We start from the raw sequence: 17,255 nt of genomic DNA, 5'->3' as shown, positions 1-17,255 counted from the left end.
CCTGGATTTTCTTAACCTTTGCGACTTTTGGGACGGCGCTTCGTGGAATTGGATTTGCGACGGGTTGGAGTCGTATTACGGCGACGTGGAACATTCGTTGCTTTGTTCCGACGTTTGTTTTTGCGTTTGCGGGACGGCTTATATTCTTCATAGTCTGCATCGGCCGCGCTGTTATCCGTTTTTCCTTTTCCAAAAGGCAGAATGCCCATAACGAGCTTCATCATCGGAGCCATCTGCTGGATCCCACCGACGACCTTTTGCATTTTGCCTATTCCAGTCATGATTCCATCAATGCCGCCGAAGCGGTCGATCATTCCTTTTAACTCACCGATGTTGGCTAATGAAAAGCCGGTACTGCCAGTAGCAGGCGCCGGTACCGGAGCTGGGGGAAGAACCTGAGCTGCACCTCCATAAAAGTTCCCGCCAGCCACACCTTGCCCATAGGGTACGACTGCAGAAGCTTCGACTTCACCAAAGCCCGGGTAATGGGGCTCTACTCCAGGATACATCGGTTGAATCTGAGTTTCATTTAAAGACCTCGGAACCACACCGGGCGGCATATAGGCAGAAGTATGTGCCTGCCGATGAGCATGAGAAGACGGACGCTGCCCTGGTGCTGGCTGGCGGTGATAATAATGCTGTGGCATGAACAATCACGTTCCTTCTATTGGATTTCGGAATTGCGTTCCATGAGTTGCATGACAGATGTACATCATAGACCCTTGTGGAACTCCCTTTTGTTATACTGTATGTCATTCGCGGAGAGACGGCGTAGGCGGGTATCCCGGAAAACGGGATATTTGCGGATTTGGGCGCATGTAAGATGGCAGGTTCACGAAGAGTAAAATGAAGTTTAGACACAAAATTGTAACATTTAGGAGGATTGAAATCCTACATAAGTAATCGGATATATACAGGTGAAAACTGGGAAAAAGCGCGGAAATTTCGCCCGATGTACACGAGGGGAGGACAATAGTACCTTTTGTAAGCGGTAACATGTATTTTTATTCTGTAGTGCGTGAAATCGGTAACGCTTGAAATACCAACTCAGGGTGAGTACAATGTAGGTACACAGTAACCGCTAGGGGATGATGATGAAATGCAGCTGAAAAAGCTAAATGATAAAAGCATTGAACAACTATTCGAGGCTATTTTGACGCTAAAAGATATTGAAGAGTGTTATGTTTTCTTTGATGACCTCTGCACAGTTAACGAGATCCAATCCATGTCCCAGCGGCTGGAAGTGGCTCGTATGTTGGGTAAAGGCAATACGTATAACCAGATTGAAGCAGAGACAGGTGCGAGTACAGCTACAATTTCACGTGTGAAACGCTGCCTGAATTACGGTAATGATGGTTATAAAATGACGCTGGAACGCCTGGGACGCTAACATGAAGAAGCCGGGTGTACTCATCATCAGTCACGGTTCACAGGAGCAGACCTGGGTGGAATCCGTCGATGACGCGATCTCCCGGTTGAATCTGCCTGTTCCATTACCGGTTGAAGCCGGTTTTCTTGAACTTGTGGAAGGACGCCTGATCCAGGACGGTATCGACCGACTGGAAGCACAAGGCGTAACCGATATTCTGGTCGTACCTCTATTTGTTTCGTCCGGCAGTACACATGTGGATGAAATTGAATATGCCATTGGTGCAAAGGAAACACCTGATCGCGAAACGGATCTGGAACCGTTCGATGTGAAGGCTCGGGTTCACTTCGGTTATCCGGTGGATAACGATCCGGATATTGCCGTGATGGTGTGGGACAAAGTCCGAGTACTGTCGCAGCAACCGGAGGAAGAAACGATTCTGCTGGTTGGCCATGGGAGTATTCATGATGGTTTTCGCGAGCGTTGGGAAGCCGGAATTTCTTCCCTTGCAGAGCGTGTGCAGGAAGTTAGCGATGTAGCCCATACGGATTATGCATTGCTGAATCCGGAGAGTGTGTACGACAAAGTGAAGTATTGGAGCGAAGAGCGGGGGAACCGAGTCATTGTGGCGCCGCTGTTTTTGAGTGCCGGTTATTTCACGAGGAACGTTATCCCGGGTCGGTTGCAAGAACTGAACTATGTGTACAGCGGTGAGACACTGTTGCCACATCCATTGCTTGGGCAGTGGCTGGAGCGCCAGATCCAGATTTTGCTGGAGAGATGTAATGAAGTTAAAGCTTCTTCTTGAGGTGATCGCTTTGGCATAGGTGTGTGATCGCATCGCTCGTAGTAATGCAGTATCAATTGATTTGAACTCCATAGCTTCATAAACAATCAAACCACGTCGAAGGACGTGGTTTTTGTTTGTTGTAGATCACTTGAAAGAGATTGGGTTATCCATTAATGGGTGCGTGCAATTGCAGATGTAGCTCCAGTAAATTTATTAATTGGTCAACGATCTCCTCGGCCGGATAAGGCATGGAATTCATAATCCACCACTCCAGGAGGCCCACAGCAGCGGAAGCAAGAAACTGTATGGTGATCTCTTTTTTCATACCTTCCTGGATGCCACAGGCATCCATCTGTTCCTCCACTCCCTGGACCAACAATGTCATCAACTTACTACGGAATGCTGGAATACCTTTTTTAGTTAGAAGTGTGGTATAGGTAGAGGCATGCTGTTCCAGATAACTGAAGGTTCGGAGCAACGCATCCTTGGCCGTAACGGGTGTTGTAGTAGGGCTTTCGATCATACAGGCATCCAACAACCGCTGCAAATAGGTCTCAATGCATTGATCCAACAGGTCGAACTTGTCAGCGTAATGCAAATAGATGGTTCCTCGGTTTACATTAGCCCGATCAGCAATATCGTTTATCGTAATTTGCTCAAAATCTTGTTCCTCCAGTAACCCCACAAAAGCTTCAATTATTGCCTTTCGTGTCTTGAGTACTCGTCTGTCCATGGCCCCTCCTATGATGGTTTTCAACAATAAGGAATCATTCGTTGATTATTCAACAAAAACGGATATTTTAACGATTGAAGCACCGTAGGTGCTTTGTTACTCTTATTTTATCAACAAATGTTGATAAAACAACGATTATTTATAAACTATGAAATTGAGGGATAACCAATGAAGATATTAGTGTATGGTGCGGGGGTTTTGGGCAGTCAACTGGCGCATGTTCTGGTGCGCGGCGGCAATGAAGTCACCATTCTGGCCAGAGGGAAGCGGGCAGAGGAGCTGGAGAAGGATGGACTCGTCATCCGGCATTTTTTTCAATTCAAAACGACAGTTGATCAGGTTCGGGTAGCCAGAACGTTGGAAGTGGATGACCAATATGATCTGATTTTTGTTGTCATGAAGTATAACGATTTTCCTTCAGTGTTACCTATTCTGGCAGACAATCAGAGCAGCAATATTGTGATTGTGGGAAACAACGCAGATGCACGAAGCATGCAAAACTTTTTGGAGGAAAACAGCCGGGCACCAAAAAAGGTCGCGTTTGGATTTCATGTGAGTGCAGGGAAGCGGGAAAAGGACCGCATGTTATCGGTCGGTAGAGGCAGCGGACAAATGGTGATCGGTAGTCTGGACGGTGAAATAGGCTTTAAACCTTTGCTGGATCAAGCTTTCCAACATGTGAAATACAAGTTAAATGTTCTGAGCGATATTGATGCCTGGCTGAAAAGCCATATCATCCCCATTCTGATGCTTAATGCGGTGAGCTTTAATGAGGAGCGTGAGTTGATCAAGTTGGACGGGAATAGAAAGCAAATCCAACATATGATTAGGGCGATGGATGAAGGCTTTAGCGTACTTGAGGCTATGGGCATAACGATTATACCGGAGATTCAGGCTAAAATGATCCGCAAGCATCAACGGATGTTGTACCTTCTGTTGAAGATCTATAGTGTGCTACCAATTCATAAGCTGATTGCGGGTTCTTTTGGAGAGATTGAGGCGTTAAATAATGCATTTACCGATTGGAAAAAGACAACAGGCATCCCGACTCCCCATTGGGACGTGCTGAAAAGAGATTTTACTATCCTTAAATGAAGTGTTGCTCATTCCCTGCATACCGACTACAATAAAACCAACTAATAAAATGGGGATAAGGAGATATACAGATGCGGGAAGTGCCTATGCGCTATGTGAAAGCAAATCAGGTTGGTATTGTATTGTTTGTTTTGCTCTCGTTTGTGTTCAATCCAATTGTAGTTCTGGGCTTGCTGTGGATCATTCAGGTGGTGGGGCTGGCTTCCGGTGGCAAATTTAATCTGTTCGTACAGATTGGCAAAGTCGTGCTGACTGGTAAAGGTACAGAGGCGCAGGCGGTGGAGTTACAGCGATTCAACAATATTCTGGCCGTGCTCTTCCTGTCTTTGGCACTCATCTCGTTCTCGCTTGGTTGGGTAGGCGCAGGTTATGTATTCTCCGTCATGCTTCTCGCGGCTGCAAGCGCGGCACTGCTGGGTTATTGTGTAGGCTGCACCGTCTATTTCTGGTATAAACAGCTGCGTGCAGGCAGAAAAATCGGATTTTGAGGTTGGTTGAAAAAGTGATACAGGTATCCGGGATACTACGATAACTTCATAACGAAATCCCCCTCAAGTGAGCTGCCACTTGAAGGGGATTTTTTTTATCTGAACCAGGCCTTATTTAAATTGTTGGTAAAATTGTTATCGTTGAAAGGCACGTTGGCGCTACCGAAGTTTGTCGTGTTGAGTGCATTTCGTGCGGCAGAAGTCAGATCGTCCCATCCGATTAATGGTTGTGTTCCCCCAACAGCGTTGGTGACCCCGAGCTCATGGTTCAGCGGCCAGGTACTATTATAGGAAATCAACGGATGGTTACCTTGTGTATTGTTATTGCTCGGTGTAACTTTTGTAAACTGGCCGTGACCGGAATATGCGATAGAGAGGATTTTGGAATTGGCAGCTGCCGGATTATCGACCCACACGACGATTCCTTCCCAATCATGACGATGGCCGAGTCCAGAGGAAGGGGAGTCTTTGGGGAAATACCACGAATACATGATAGCCCACACCCCATTGTGCCATGCGGAGCGGGAGTAGATCTGCCCTGTATTTGAGCTACAGTTCCCATTCGATGACCCGGACGTATTCAAGCCAGCGCTGGTATTGCCCTGTTGATCCACTGCGGGAAAAGGCACACAACCATGATAGACCTTCAAAAATGGCTGAAAACGCTTGGCTGCTTGTTGCATTACGGTGACTGGTGAGACTTCCTGGAATCCGACAACCTGATCATGATTGATTTCTGCCGCTTCAACAACGGTGACCCAAGGAATACATGCCATAAGAAAGACCAGGAGCATTAACACGATTTTTTTCATTTACACTTCTCCTTCAAGGGTATGATGTGGTGCTAAGTTGAGGGTTCACTAAAACTATATTGGAAAAAGGTTTATGTTATTTATCTTTTCATCTTAAGATTTGTAAATTTGTAGCATATCTATGTCATAATCATATAAAGATCATCGAAATCGAAGACTAATTCCTGTCCAAGCGGGCAGAATGGTTGATTAATGAGACTATTTTACATAAAAGGTAGTGGAGAAGATTCAGGATCGGTGCGTGAGGTTTATTGGGTAATAGGCAGATTAGTGGGTACGGATATGTTAAAATATACTTATGGATTACAGGCTAGGACATCTTTACATTTGATGATATGATAGGAGTTAAAGGCTTTGGAATGAGACGGAATTCCTGATGCATAGATATAGGTAAGTCGAAAGATTAGAGCAGAATGAACGCAAGTTCATTATTGTGTAAAAAATATGCCCTTTTGTGGACTGATGCAACGTAAGAATATGAGGTCGTTTAGACTCATGGATAATGTGGAATAGGTGGCGTATGAGATGAAAAAAGCTCGCTTAATATATAATCCGACCTCAGGCCGGGAAGAAATGAAGAAACGTCTGGCTGATATTTTGCAGCGTTTGGATCAAGGTGGTATTGAAGCTTCATGTCACGCAACAACGGGTGAAGGTGACGCAACCCGGGAAGCTGAACTGGCAATTGAACGCGGATATGACATGATTATTGCTGCTGGTGGCGATGGCACGTTGTATGAAGTTATCAATGGTATGGCTGAGCGGGAGAATCGTCCTCCGCTGGGTGTGTTCCCTTTGGGAACAACGAATGATTTTGCACGTGCACTCGGCATTCCGAGACAGTGGGAGGATTATGTGGATCTGGTCATTAACCAGCAACTTCGTCCGCTCGATCTGGGCAAAGCGAATGATAAATATTTTATCAACATTGCCGGTGGCGGCTCATTAACTGAACTGACCTATGAAGTGCCGAGTCGTCTGAAAACGATGATTGGGCAACTGGCCTATTATATGAAGGGTATTGAGAAAATGGCGAGTCTGTCTCCACAGGAGCTGATTATTCGTGCCGACGGTCAGGAAGAGATCCATGATGAATTCATGTTATTCCTCATCGCCAATACCAATTCGGTCGGGGGTTTTGAGAAGTTGGCTCCAGGAGCAACCATTGATGATGGTCTGTTCGATGTGATCGGTGTCCGCAAATGTAATCTGGCTGATATGATTCGCCTCGTAACGCTCGCGTTGCGTGGGGAGCATCTGAACGACAAGAAAGTGGTTCATTTCCAGACGAGTCATATGGAAGTTACGTCGCCAGGTTATGTGCAACTGAACCTCGATGGAGAGTTGGGCGGCACGCTACCTGCTACGTTTACGAATTTGCGTCATCATCTGATGTTGTATCGTTAAACTTGGCACTTAGCGGAGAATGTGGTTGCTTGCGGAAAGCGTTAATGCCGCAGTGGTTTTTGTAAAGCATCGCACAAGTGGTGAGGAGAGTTGGATACAGCTCTGCCGTAAGGTGAGATGGAAGTGCAATTTCCAGTTGCTGTGTACGGTGGGATCGCGTATAATCTCATGTGGTCACCATACGTTGAGCGGATACAGGGCACATTGTGGTGATTGAGTGAACGTGAAACAATGAACATTGAACAGTGAAGGTTAAAAGTGCTGGTCTAGTTCGATGGTACTGCGATGTAGTACACCGTACTGAATGTAACAGTTTGGTCGAGTGCCGGCTGGCGGCTAACGAACTCAGAAAGCCTTAATGTGGCTAAATAGCCGAAGCTGCGAATCTAACGAATCTCAGTGTCGTTATTTTGGAGAAAATGACCGAAAAAGGTCGGAAAACACCATCCGAAGATGATATAACGTTTCTGAAATTCATTAGAAATTCGGAACGTTATTTTTTGATGTGATACCATATAAGAAGAAAGAAGTGAATGTACGTTGTCTAATACGAACCGCAGCGGTCGTGGAAAAAACCGCCGGAATTCGGCTGCCTCTCAGGGGCAAGGGAACGCTTCAGCGTCCCGTCAGCCAAGTCAATCATCTCGTCCATCTACACGTCAGCAGGGAAAAGAGGTGCGGCCACAAGGCGCATCTCTTTCTGCCGTTCGTCCAAAGGGGAGAACGCGTGAATCTGCACCAATCGAAGGACTGCCCGTTAGCAAAAATGAAGAGACCGTCATCGACATCATTGGCATGAACCATGACGGTGAGGGTGTAGGTCGTGCGAATGGATACACGCTCTTTGTGCAGGGTGCGCTTCCAGGTGAAACCGTGCGTGTGCGCGTGATGAAAACCAAGAAGCAGTATGGCTATGCCAAACTGCTGGAAATCGTGAAAGCAAGCCCGGATCGAGTGTCCGCGCCTTGCCCGATCTACGATCAGTGTGGCGGCTGCCAGATCCAGCATATGAGCTATGCCGGACAGCTTGCGTGGAAACGCCAGTTGGTGATCGATAATTTGCAACGGATTGGCAAGTTGAACGTGATGATGGAGGATGCAGAGACGTTGGCATCCAACGCGCAGGATGACACCTCAGTTGATGAGGCTAAGCTGGCAGAACGGTTGGAACATGATGCGAATCAGACAACTGAACCTGGACAAGCATCTTCTGAAGCACAAATGATTGGAAGTAATCGCATTCGTTTGCGGCTTGAAGGTGTCATGAACGAAGAGGATACGGAGCAGGGCATTCGTGTACTACCTACGATGGGTATGGACGAGCCATGGCGCTATCGGAATAAAGCACAGGTGCCAATTGGAGCTGCCGAGGGTGGTCTGGTAGGTGGTTTTTACGCCAAAGGAAGCCATCGCATCATCGATATGGAGAGTTGCCTCATTCAGCATGAGCACAATGACGAAGTGGTCGCAAAGGTTAAAGAGATCGGCAGTCATTTTGGAATTAGCGCCTACAACGAAGAGACAGGTCGCGGCTTATTGCGCCATGTGGTTGTGAAGAAGGCATTCCGTACTGGCGAGATGATGCTCGTACTGGTCACGAATGGTCGAGACATTCCGTACAAAGACGAATGGATTGGCAGTATCCGTGAAGCGATTCCACATGTGGCAAGCATCTGCCAGAACGTGAACAAGAAACAGACCAACGTCATCTTTGGCGATGAGACCCGCGTCCTGTGGGGCCGTGATGTAATCTATGATTATATCGGTGATGTGCAGTTTGCGATCTCTGCGCGTTCGTTCTATCAGGTGAATCCGGTGCAAACGGAAGTACTGTATGGCAAAACGGTAGAGTACGCTGGACTGAGCGGCAAAGAGACGGTAATTGATGCCTATTGCGGCATCGGAACGATTTCTCTTTTCCTCGCGCAACATGCGGATCAGGTGTATGGGGTAGAGATCGTGCCTGAAGCGATCGAGGATGCGCGGAGCAATGCTCTATTGAACGAGATGCGCAACGTCAAGTTCGAAGTTGGTGCCTCTGAGGACGTCATCCCGCGCTGGAAAGAACAAGGCATCGAAGCTGACGTCATCGTTGTCGACCCACCACGAAAAGGCTGCGACCCGCGTTTGCTCGATACCATCCTGGAGATGAAGCCGGAACGCGTGGTTTACGTGAGTTGTAATCCGAGTACGCTGGCACGTGATCTTCGTGTGTTGGAAGATGGCGGCTATCGCACCGTGGAGGTAACGCCGGTGGATATGTTCCCGCATACGGTGCATGTGGAATCGGTGGCGATGTTAAAATGGAAGGGGCAGGATTAATTCCTACGCCTCTCGTTGTTCCAACTTCCTTATGGATTGAGGACGGGAAATATGTAATGTATGGCTTTGATTGAACCGTCTTGAATAACTTCAATTTGAAGTTCGGTGAAGCGGGATAATTGCTTTATATAGGCACGGAGTTGTTCTTCCGTGTCTTTTTTTGTACCTGTAATAATGAAGTAATTACTGATTTTGTACACACCCTAAACCTAATACAGATAGAGGTGAAATTTCTTGAACTATAGGGGCATAGATCTCATCAAGTAGAAGCTTCTTATCATCACGCTTGTAGCCAAATGTGGGTAGAGAAGCCTTGTAGGGCGATTCGTGAAAATATCATCTTCATGTGGATTGCCGCTTGGCTCGCCGCTGGCCAACAGCCATACTTTCGTACCAGTAACCTCTTTCTTTCCGAACGGATGAAAGAGGTTACTGGAAACGGTGTTTACCCATGTGCTAGAGTTATAACTGATTTCGATTGGACATCAAAGCGAGGCAAACTTCATTAACTCAGCTTTGGACGCTGATACACGTGATTCTGTATCGTGTTCATGAGCGATTCCAGTTTGAAGTCGAGCCGTTCTCCTTAAATGATTGACGTTCGTTCTTGACAGCCCCACAGCATGCGTTAAATATCTCCTTATCATGTATTGGGCGTATTCTTTATGACTGGAATGGCTGCGTTAACTATATTTTCCCTTTACCATACACATTTTGAAACAATCGCAAATGAGAGAAACAACCAGATGACGAATGGAATTCCAGAGGGCATCAACGGGCTTTTTCAAAACTGTTGACAATTGGTATATTTGTAATTATATTAAATATATCGGGCGCTTAGTGCTGTAAATCTACTAGTGTAAACGCTACCAAGAAAAACTTTACGCAGTATAGTTCGATCCCGTCGAGGAAGAAAATGGAGAGTTGATTGGGGACTTACTCCCAGTTTTATATACACTCTGTCCATTTACGAGTGACATTCATCGTAGTTTTGTAGAGCATTTTCAGCAACGCTTCATTGCTTGGGAAAATGCTTTTTTTTTAGGCTTTGCGATGTTGACGAGGGAACCCTCAAGTATTTCCGTCGTTGTACTCTTCGCGTCAAGCTTTTTATGTCCTGCACCGTGTCATATTCCACCTCCAACATGAATTGCAGCATCTCTGCAAACAACTCTTTCAGTGCAAATTCACCTTGTCTATATTTATGAACTTATTCTTCTTCACAATACTCTCACTTGCTTATCACGTATACTATCCTCTTTAATCAGCCTTTCTAAAGATTATCTAACGGGGGAATATGATGTCTAAATCAATAGAATCTATCTTGAGAGATGAAATTTTTGCTGAGTTGGACATCGAGTATCCGGAAGGCCACGATACCCGTTTGTTGGACCAAGGGATCGATTCAGTAGGCTTCATCAAGCTTATTGTTTTAATGGAATCGAAGTTTAACATCTCGATCCCTGATGAAGATCTGTTATTTGAGAAGTTCTCCACGGCTGGATTAATCCTTAATTATTTGACTGTGAGAACGCTATGATGACGATCATTCAGCGTCTATTTCTGGAGGCCTCTGATCGCCAAGATCATATTATCCTTGAAGATCTAAAGCAGCAATGGACTTACGCAGAAGTGATGACAGAAGCTTACTTAATTTCTTTATATATCCACAAGAATTTTGAACTTGAGTCCGGAAGCCATCTTGCATTATACACAAATAATGAGCCCTTGTTCATTATGGCGGCGCTGGGCATTCAATTCTGCGGTTATGTGTTAGTACCGGTTCCTTATTCGGCATCCAATACTGAAATTGAAAATATTTTAAATGCCAGTGACGCCAAATTGGTTATCAGCAAATATGCACAACCTGCGCATTTAAATTGCGACATTCCTTGGATTACCGCTCAGGATTTATCGCAAGAACCAATGCCTTCGTTCGAATCGATCTCGTTAACCAATCATTCCGATCCCAATCAATGTGCGATTCTCCTTCCTACATCGGGCACAACCGGAAAATCTAAAATCGTTATGTTATCCCATTGGAATGTATTAACGAATGCCTTGGCACATGGCGGAAAGGTGGGGTATACAGAACAAGATTCGTTTCTTGTAACGATGCCCGTTCATTTCAGTTCTACGATTGTCACGCAATTGATTTCTTGTATGTTATATGGAACCCGAATTAAACTTATCAGCTTGCCCTTGCTGCCGCGCACCGCGTTTAAACTGTTTCAGAATAAGGCGGTCACGGCATTCTCAGCGGTGCCTACGCAATTGATGCACTTTGTTTCCGATTTCCATCAGACAAAGAACTGGAGTGCCTTTGATTCCATTGAATTTATTGTAATTAGCGGTGCGGCGACTTCCGCGAAATTAGTAGACCATCTTCAGACTGTATTTCCTCATGCGGACATTATTCAAACCTATGGATTGACCGAAGCTTCTCCGCGGGTAAGCATGATGGAACGGGGAGAGCGCTACTTATCCTGTGGATCACCCATAAATGACGTTTCTATTCGTCTTGTTGACGAAGAAGAGAATGAGGTAGAAGGAGCTGCTATCGGAGAAATTTGGGTAAAGGGCCCGAATGTGATGCTCGGTTATTACAAAAACCCGGAGTTAACGAACGCTACCATTGTTGAGGGTTGGTTAAAGACAGGAGATTTGGGATATTGGAATGAATCAGGGTGTCTTATACTCACAGGCCGAAAGAAGAATATCATTATATCCGGCGGTATCAATATCTATCCGGAAGAAATCGAGGAATTTTTGTACGGCTTGAAAGAAGTGGAGGAGGTCATGGTTGTTGGTGTACACGATGATCTGTTAGGCGAAGTGCCTATCGCATTTCTGAAAGTTTTTAATGAATGCCTGGTTGATATAGATGCACTGACACGACATTGCAACTTGCATTTGTCATCGTATAAAGTGCCTAGACAATGGAGGGTTATCGATAACATTCCAAAAACAAAAACAGGAAAACTGGACAGGGCAAGTACGAAGCGCTTATTGCTAAATGAGATATACTGATTCGGCATCCTTAAGCCATTTAACCAAATAACGAGGGGTGAACGAAAGGTTGAAGAATTCAACTCAAACATTGGGAAGAGAAATACTGCCGGTCAGTTATCCGATGATTACAACCTATACGCAACATGCTCATCTCTTGTCCATACTTACCCATTACGAGTGCGCACATCCATGGATATTTAGCAATTATATTCAATTATTTATTAACAAAGATTATAAACATCATTGGGGAGATTTTTATTTCCCTCTGACTTATGAGCTGCGGCCTTCGGATGCGTGCAAATGGATTACTACTCAAAAGATACATAGAGATACTGTAACAACTAAATGGGACTCTGTTATTCATTTTATTATAGAAAATATTAATGCTAATAACTATGTCCACACCATGATCAATTATTTCTACGTGCCCCTAAGCGATCGCTACAATAAACTTCAATTGCATCATGACATATTTGTTTACGGCTATGATTTGGATAGAGAGATGTTGTATGTTTCCGATTTTTTTAAGAACGGGGTGTATAGTCAGGCTGAGATATCATTTAATGATTTCAATCTTGCGTTCGACACAAATCATCTAACAACCAATCATGATTACCTTAGAGAAATGGTTTATCTGTATACATTCAATGATCAAAATCAGGATAAATTCAGTGCAGATACCCTAGTGAATTCGATAAGAAATTATTTCACTAACAAAACGCCGGAGTATTGGGAGATGTTTAACTACGGGGGCGACAGGGATAATCTTGACTTCGGCATGCAAATATACACAACTCTATTAAATTATGCGAAAGAGACATCGGAACATAAGGCTATGCTTGATATAAGACCCTTTCATTTAATTTATGATCATAAGAAGATAATGACGCTAAGATTCAAGTACTTGTACGATAATCAGCATTTAATTAAATTAAATCAAGAGCATATAGATGAATTCACAGCTATTGAACTTAAAGCAAAAATCCTTGTGAATCTAGCGATTAAATATAATTTGACAAAGGATACGAGTATTTCCGAAAGTTTACAAACGCTGATTACGAATATAGAAAATGAAGAATCCATATTCCTTGAACGATGGCTGAAGAAGGTAGTTATTCAGTAATGTTGAGGGAGCAGATGATGTCAGTTGTGGATATCTCTTCTTGCACCCGAATAGAAGCTTTAGCGCGAAGCCCGTGGTGATCCGGGCATATTTATGGAAGGAGTGATGCCGGGATTATAATCGTTGGGAGACAGCGTGTTGAGTAAGCCAAACCGTTGCTCTTGTCTTAAAGATTCCGTTTGCTGACAGCCTATTGCCTTCTTGTCTTTCAACGATCCGCATTGCTTCAAGCGCTTTTTTCCGGCACAACCACAGCGAATCCACTCACCTCAAGAATCTCTCCTAGTATTTAACCCGACATCTTGTGATTCATGCATAGAACCATATCTGTTCGATTGAATTAATAGTGGTTTCACAAACCTTAAGCAAGGGGGGGGGATCATAATATTCATTGTATTAACAGGAGTCGCAGGCTTCATCGGTTCCAACCTTGCCGAGAGGCTGTTGCGGGAAGGCCATACCGTTATCGGCGTCGATAATTTTCTGACCGGGTCTACTGTCAACATAGACAATCTCTTACGGTCGCCAAATTTCAAGTTTATCGAGCATGACGTCATTTATCCGCTCGCAATTGAAGGCCCTGTCGATTGGGTGATGCATTTTGCAAGTCCGGCCAGTCCGCCCAAATATCTGTCCTATCCGATCGAAACGATGAGGGTCAACAGCGAAGGGACGATGCATCTGCTGTATCTGGCCAAAGAAAAGCAGGCTGCTTTCTTCTTGGCTTCAACAAGCGAGATCTACGGTAACCCAACTGTTCACCCTCAGCCGGAGAGCTACTATGGCAACGTGAATTCGGTTGGAGCAAGAAGCTGTTACAACGAAGCGAAGCGGTATGCAGAGGCGATCACCTACTGGATGAACAGGAAATACGGTATACCGGTAAGGGTCATTCGGATCTTCAATACATTCGGCCCGAAGATGGATTTAAATGACGGACGCGTCATTACCAATTTCATTAATGAAATCATGTCCAAGCAAAACCTTACGATTTATGGCGACGGCAGACAGACGAGAAGCTTTCAGTATATCGACGATTTGCTGGAAGGGATTGTGAGACTGCTGAGCACCACGTATGAACAGCCAGTCAATTTGGGGAATCCGGAGGAAGTTACCATACTTGAAGTCGCCCAAATATTGAAGGAGCTAATGAAGTCCAACGCGCAGTTAGAGTTTCTCCCGCTGCCGGAAGACGATCCAAGGAGAAGGAAGCCGGATATTACCATTTCAAGGACGATTATGGACTGGGAACCGGCGATCAGTTTGCATGATGCACTCGCTAGAACGATCCATTATTACCAGGGTCAATAATCCATTAAACGGGAGGTACCTATGCAAGAACAGATCATAGCGTTGATATGCGAAATCAAGGAAGATGCCCAACTGGTAAACAGTTTGAACGAGCATTCGAACATCATGGAAGACGGGGGATTGGACTCTTTACAGCTAATTACTTTTGTACTACAGGTGGAAGAGCGTTTCGGTATTGAAATCGATTTTGAACAATTCGACTTCAATCTTATGGAGTCGGTAACGACCTTCTGCAATTATATCTCGGAGCTGCAGAAAACAGCGCCTGTATGAACGATAGACGCAAGTTCGAGCTCATTATCGGGACATTTGACGCGGAACGCTTCTGGCGCGACCCTAATCTAGCCAAACTGCCGTCGTTTCACGATCCTGAAATGGAGAATATCGTGATGGCCATGGATGAGCTGCTCTTCCCATTTTGCGAGGCGGAGGATAAGCTCATTACTCGCTATCGAATGAACGTTTGCCATAAAGCGTATTTGCATGAGATCGGATTTAAATTTCTTTCCAATTCAACCGATCTCGAGAGTCCTGATGTAGGAAGCGTAGGCAGAACCGCCAATATATTCGACCTGCTCACATCAGCCTATCGAATGGGTGACATGGATCTCTACTTGCTGGACGGCGCCCGGTTGTCGCCCTTTGCCGTCATTCCGGGGGTAGATCGTACTGCAGCGCGTTACGGGCTGGAACAGGATTTTCCAGCTATCGAAACGGTTCAGACTGTCAATTCGAAGCTGTATTCAACCGAATTGAACCGTCGCCTTGATCTTCGGTGTGACAGCCAGACGGTCTATTCTCCCGAAGAGCTGCTGGCAAGCGGCTTGACTTTGCTGAATCAAGGACCCTTCCTGATCAAAGATGAGTTTGGGGTATCCGGGAAAGGGAATTTGCTGATCGAGTCGGAAGCGATTTTGCAGCGAGTCACATCCTATGTCGCCGATCAGTGCAGCAAGGGAAAAATGGTTCGGTTTATTATTGAGCCGTTCCTCCGCAAGGAATTGGATTTTTCTTGCCAATTCCACATCGATTCGGACGGTACTTACCGACATATCTCAGTGCAGCAGTTGGTCAATCACAATTTCGCTTACCAAGGCTCCTATACAGCAGACGATAGGTTGCTTCATATGCTGCAGGAAGCGAAGTATTTTGATGTAATGAAACGGGCGGCCCGCGAGCTTTATCGGTCGGGTTATCACGGCGACGTATGCGTCGATTCTATGCTGTTGACGGACGGCCGCATCGTTCCGATTGTTGAGGTGAATGCAAGAAGATCGATGAGTCTGATCAAGCATTACGTTGACCGCTACCTGAAGAAGCACGACACGGCCGGGAGCATGACGCATGCGACTTTACAGTTTGCATGCGATGTATCATTCGATCAATTGCTTGAATCGCTGGACCGCGAGGGTGTTCTATATAAGCCTGATCGAGGATTCGGTATTTTACCGTTAAGCGCGAATACGCTCCTTATTAACAAAGTCGTCAGCGAGTGCAAGGGGATCCGGAATAAGCAGGTGAAAGGCAGATTATATTATTCGTTGATCCAGGGGGAATGGGATAACGAACGATTGACCGCTAAGGTTAAGGAGGTGCTGTCGTCGTTATCCTTCAAGATCGCCCGCTGATGCAGTCCGAAGCGCTTAAAGCCATGAATGGAGGAAGAAATTTTATGGGTAAGCGGAAAGTGACGATTCTATGCTCGGGTTTCGGTCTGGGTTTCTATATTCCCGGTCTGTTAGCTGCAAGTGATTTCGAGAAAAGGGATATCGCGACGGAAGTGCTCGTGTTCGAAAGCTATTTGGAGCAAGACAAGATGGATCATATTGTAGACAGCAGAAAGGCTTACCACAATAATTTCGCACTTGCCAATTTATCGGCCCGAATGCCGATGGATATACGCAACAGCATTGATTATGCCCAGGTCGAGCTATTGCTGGAGGCGTGGAAAGCGGAAGACCGGTACGAATTCATATCGTTATCCGGACACTGGATCTATATTCTGGATTTGTATAGGGAGAAGATGCTGCCGAATCAAATTCATGTAGACCTGCTCTACGTCGATTCAGATCTGGCCCCGTCTTGGAAGAGCTTGAAGAAGTTTCATTCTCGCTATGACGAGTATTATTACAATGCTTGTCTCTATGACACTGACAAGATGGAGATTCGATGCGAAATCCCAGTTCTTCATCGTACGGCACTGCCCTTCGACTCAAGGAAGCGGCGGCTTGTTGTTCATGGCGGCGGCTGGGGGATGGGCACTTATCAAAGTACAATTCCAGAGCTTGCCGGCCATAACTATGGGCTTGATATCGTAGCTTACGATTGGAAGGAAGCGAAGCCCGATCCCGATCACCGATATTGGATGAATGATCCGGAATGGTGTGCATGGGTGAAGAGTGCGAACGGCCTGCACGAGTTTCCGCCATACATCGAAATAACGGGAAAAGACACGAAGTCATACGCCGCTGAGGTTGATCATCATTGGTTATTCGATATCGCTTCGGAGGCGATGGCTATCGTGGCCAAGCCGGGAGCGGGCACATTAATCGACTCGCTTGCCTCCGAAACCCCTCTTATTCTGCTGGAGCCGTTCGGAAGTCACGAGCTTAGCAATTTGGAATTGTGGGAATCACTGGGGTTCGGAATACGCTACGAGAAGTGGCGGGAGATGGATTTTTCCGTAGAGGTCCTTAGGGAGATGCATCAAGCGATCATGAACAGACGCGGAGAACGGACGAATTATGTGGATCATTATTGTGCGAGAGTCGCGTTAACGAAGGGGTAAGATTT

Annotated in this window: 16 protein-coding genes; 13 read left to right on the top strand and 3 right to left on the bottom strand. The window is 45.6% G+C overall.

Annotated features, from left to right (window positions below):
* Positions 1-11: 11 nt before the first annotated feature.
* Positions 12-647, bottom strand: coding sequence for a tyrosine protein kinase (locus C170_RS02200; RefSeq protein WP_155985009.1), 636 nt, complete (start codon positions 645-647; stop codon positions 12-14).
* Between the two features lie 452 nt (positions 648-1,099).
* Here C170_RS02200 and C170_RS02195 point away from each other — a divergent pair, with 452 nt between their 5' ends.
* Together C170_RS02195 and C170_RS02190 are read left to right on the top strand one after the other, a co-directional pair.
* Positions 1,100-1,390: a YerC/YecD family TrpR-related protein gene (locus C170_RS02195; RefSeq protein WP_017690665.1), complete on the top strand. Its 291-nt coding sequence runs from the start codon at positions 1,100-1,102 to the stop codon at positions 1,388-1,390.
* Between the two features lies 1 nt (position 1,391).
* Positions 1,392-2,177, top strand: coding sequence for a sirohydrochlorin chelatase (locus C170_RS02190; RefSeq protein WP_036606050.1), 786 nt, complete (start codon positions 1,392-1,394; stop codon positions 2,175-2,177).
* A 145-nt stretch (positions 2,178-2,322) separates the two neighbouring features.
* Here C170_RS02190 and C170_RS02185 read toward each other — a convergent pair whose 3' ends face one another.
* Positions 2,323-2,892, bottom strand: a complete 570-nt coding sequence (locus C170_RS02185) for a TetR/AcrR family transcriptional regulator (protein WP_036606049.1) — start codon at positions 2,890-2,892, stop codon at positions 2,323-2,325.
* 168 nt (positions 2,893-3,060) lie between these two features.
* Between C170_RS02185 and C170_RS02180 the strand changes: the two genes are divergently transcribed.
* Entirely contained in the window at positions 3,061-3,987 is a 927-nt protein-coding gene (locus C170_RS02180; protein ID WP_036606048.1) for a ketopantoate reductase family protein, read from the top strand.
* 71 nt (positions 3,988-4,058) lie between these two features.
* The gene (locus tag C170_RS02175; RefSeq protein ID WP_036606047.1) at positions 4,059-4,475 is read left to right on the top strand and encodes a DUF4395 domain-containing protein; all 417 of its coding nucleotides are present in this window, start codon (positions 4,059-4,061) and stop codon (positions 4,473-4,475) included.
* Positions 4,476-4,570: 95 nt separating this feature from the next.
* Here C170_RS02175 and C170_RS02170 read toward each other — a convergent pair whose 3' ends face one another.
* Entirely contained in the window at positions 4,571-5,287 is a 717-nt protein-coding gene (locus tag C170_RS02170; protein ID WP_036606046.1) for an NPP1 family protein, read from the bottom strand.
* A 525-nt stretch (positions 5,288-5,812) separates the two neighbouring features.
* On the opposite strand from C170_RS02170, the gene C170_RS02165 reads away from it, so the two are divergent.
* The 9 genes from C170_RS02165 (at position 5,813) to C170_RS02125 (ending at position 17,250) form a co-directional block, all read left to right on the top strand.
* Positions 5,813-6,694, top strand: a complete 882-nt coding sequence (locus tag C170_RS02165; RefSeq protein ID WP_017690659.1) for a diacylglycerol kinase — start codon at positions 5,813-5,815, stop codon at positions 6,692-6,694.
* Positions 6,695-7,234: 540 nt separating this feature from the next.
* Positions 7,235-9,016, top strand: a complete 1,782-nt coding sequence (gene rlmD / locus C170_RS02160) for a 23S rRNA (uracil(1939)-C(5))-methyltransferase RlmD (RefSeq protein ID WP_036606045.1) — start codon at positions 7,235-7,237, stop codon at positions 9,014-9,016.
* A gap of 1,300 nt (positions 9,017-10,316) precedes the next feature.
* Complete coding sequence (locus C170_RS02155) at positions 10,317-10,556, top strand: phosphopantetheine-binding protein (protein ID WP_051446949.1); 240 nt, start codon at positions 10,317-10,319, stop codon at positions 10,554-10,556.
* Complete coding sequence (locus tag C170_RS02150; RefSeq protein ID WP_081745820.1) at positions 10,553-12,046, top strand: class I adenylate-forming enzyme family protein; 1,494 nt, start codon at positions 10,553-10,555, stop codon at positions 12,044-12,046. Before C170_RS02155 ends, C170_RS02150 begins: the two co-directional genes overlap by 4 nt.
* A gap of 49 nt (positions 12,047-12,095) precedes the next feature.
* Positions 12,096-13,151 (top strand): hypothetical protein, encoded by a 1,056-nt coding sequence (locus C170_RS02145; protein ID WP_036606042.1) that lies wholly within the window; start codon positions 12,096-12,098, stop codon positions 13,149-13,151.
* A 339-nt stretch (positions 13,152-13,490) separates the two neighbouring features.
* Complete coding sequence (locus C170_RS02140) at positions 13,491-14,462, top strand: NAD-dependent epimerase/dehydratase family protein (protein ID WP_327196613.1); 972 nt, start codon at positions 13,491-13,493, stop codon at positions 14,460-14,462.
* 21 nt (positions 14,463-14,483) lie between these two features.
* The gene (locus C170_RS02135; protein ID WP_036606040.1) at positions 14,484-14,735 is read left to right on the top strand and encodes an acyl carrier protein; all 252 of its coding nucleotides are present in this window, start codon (positions 14,484-14,486) and stop codon (positions 14,733-14,735) included.
* Positions 14,732-16,090 carry a hypothetical protein gene (locus tag C170_RS02130; RefSeq protein WP_036606039.1) on the top strand — a complete coding sequence of 453 codons (1,359 nt, stop codon included), beginning with the start codon at positions 14,732-14,734 and terminating at the stop codon, positions 16,088-16,090. The genes C170_RS02135 and C170_RS02130 overlap by 4 nt, the downstream gene beginning before the upstream one ends.
* Positions 16,091-16,134: 44 nt before the next feature.
* Positions 16,135-17,250, top strand: a complete 1,116-nt coding sequence (locus C170_RS02125; protein ID WP_036606087.1) for a UDP-glucuronosyltransferase — start codon at positions 16,135-16,137, stop codon at positions 17,248-17,250.
* Positions 17,251-17,255 lie beyond the last annotated feature (5 nt).

The organism is Paenibacillus sp. FSL H7-689, assembly GCF_000517905.1.
Taxonomy (GTDB): domain Bacteria; phylum Bacillota; class Bacilli; order Paenibacillales; family Paenibacillaceae; genus Paenibacillus; species Paenibacillus amylolyticus.
The sequence above is the reverse complement of the archived record's forward strand: the minus strand, read 5'-3'. Positions and strand labels throughout refer to the sequence as shown.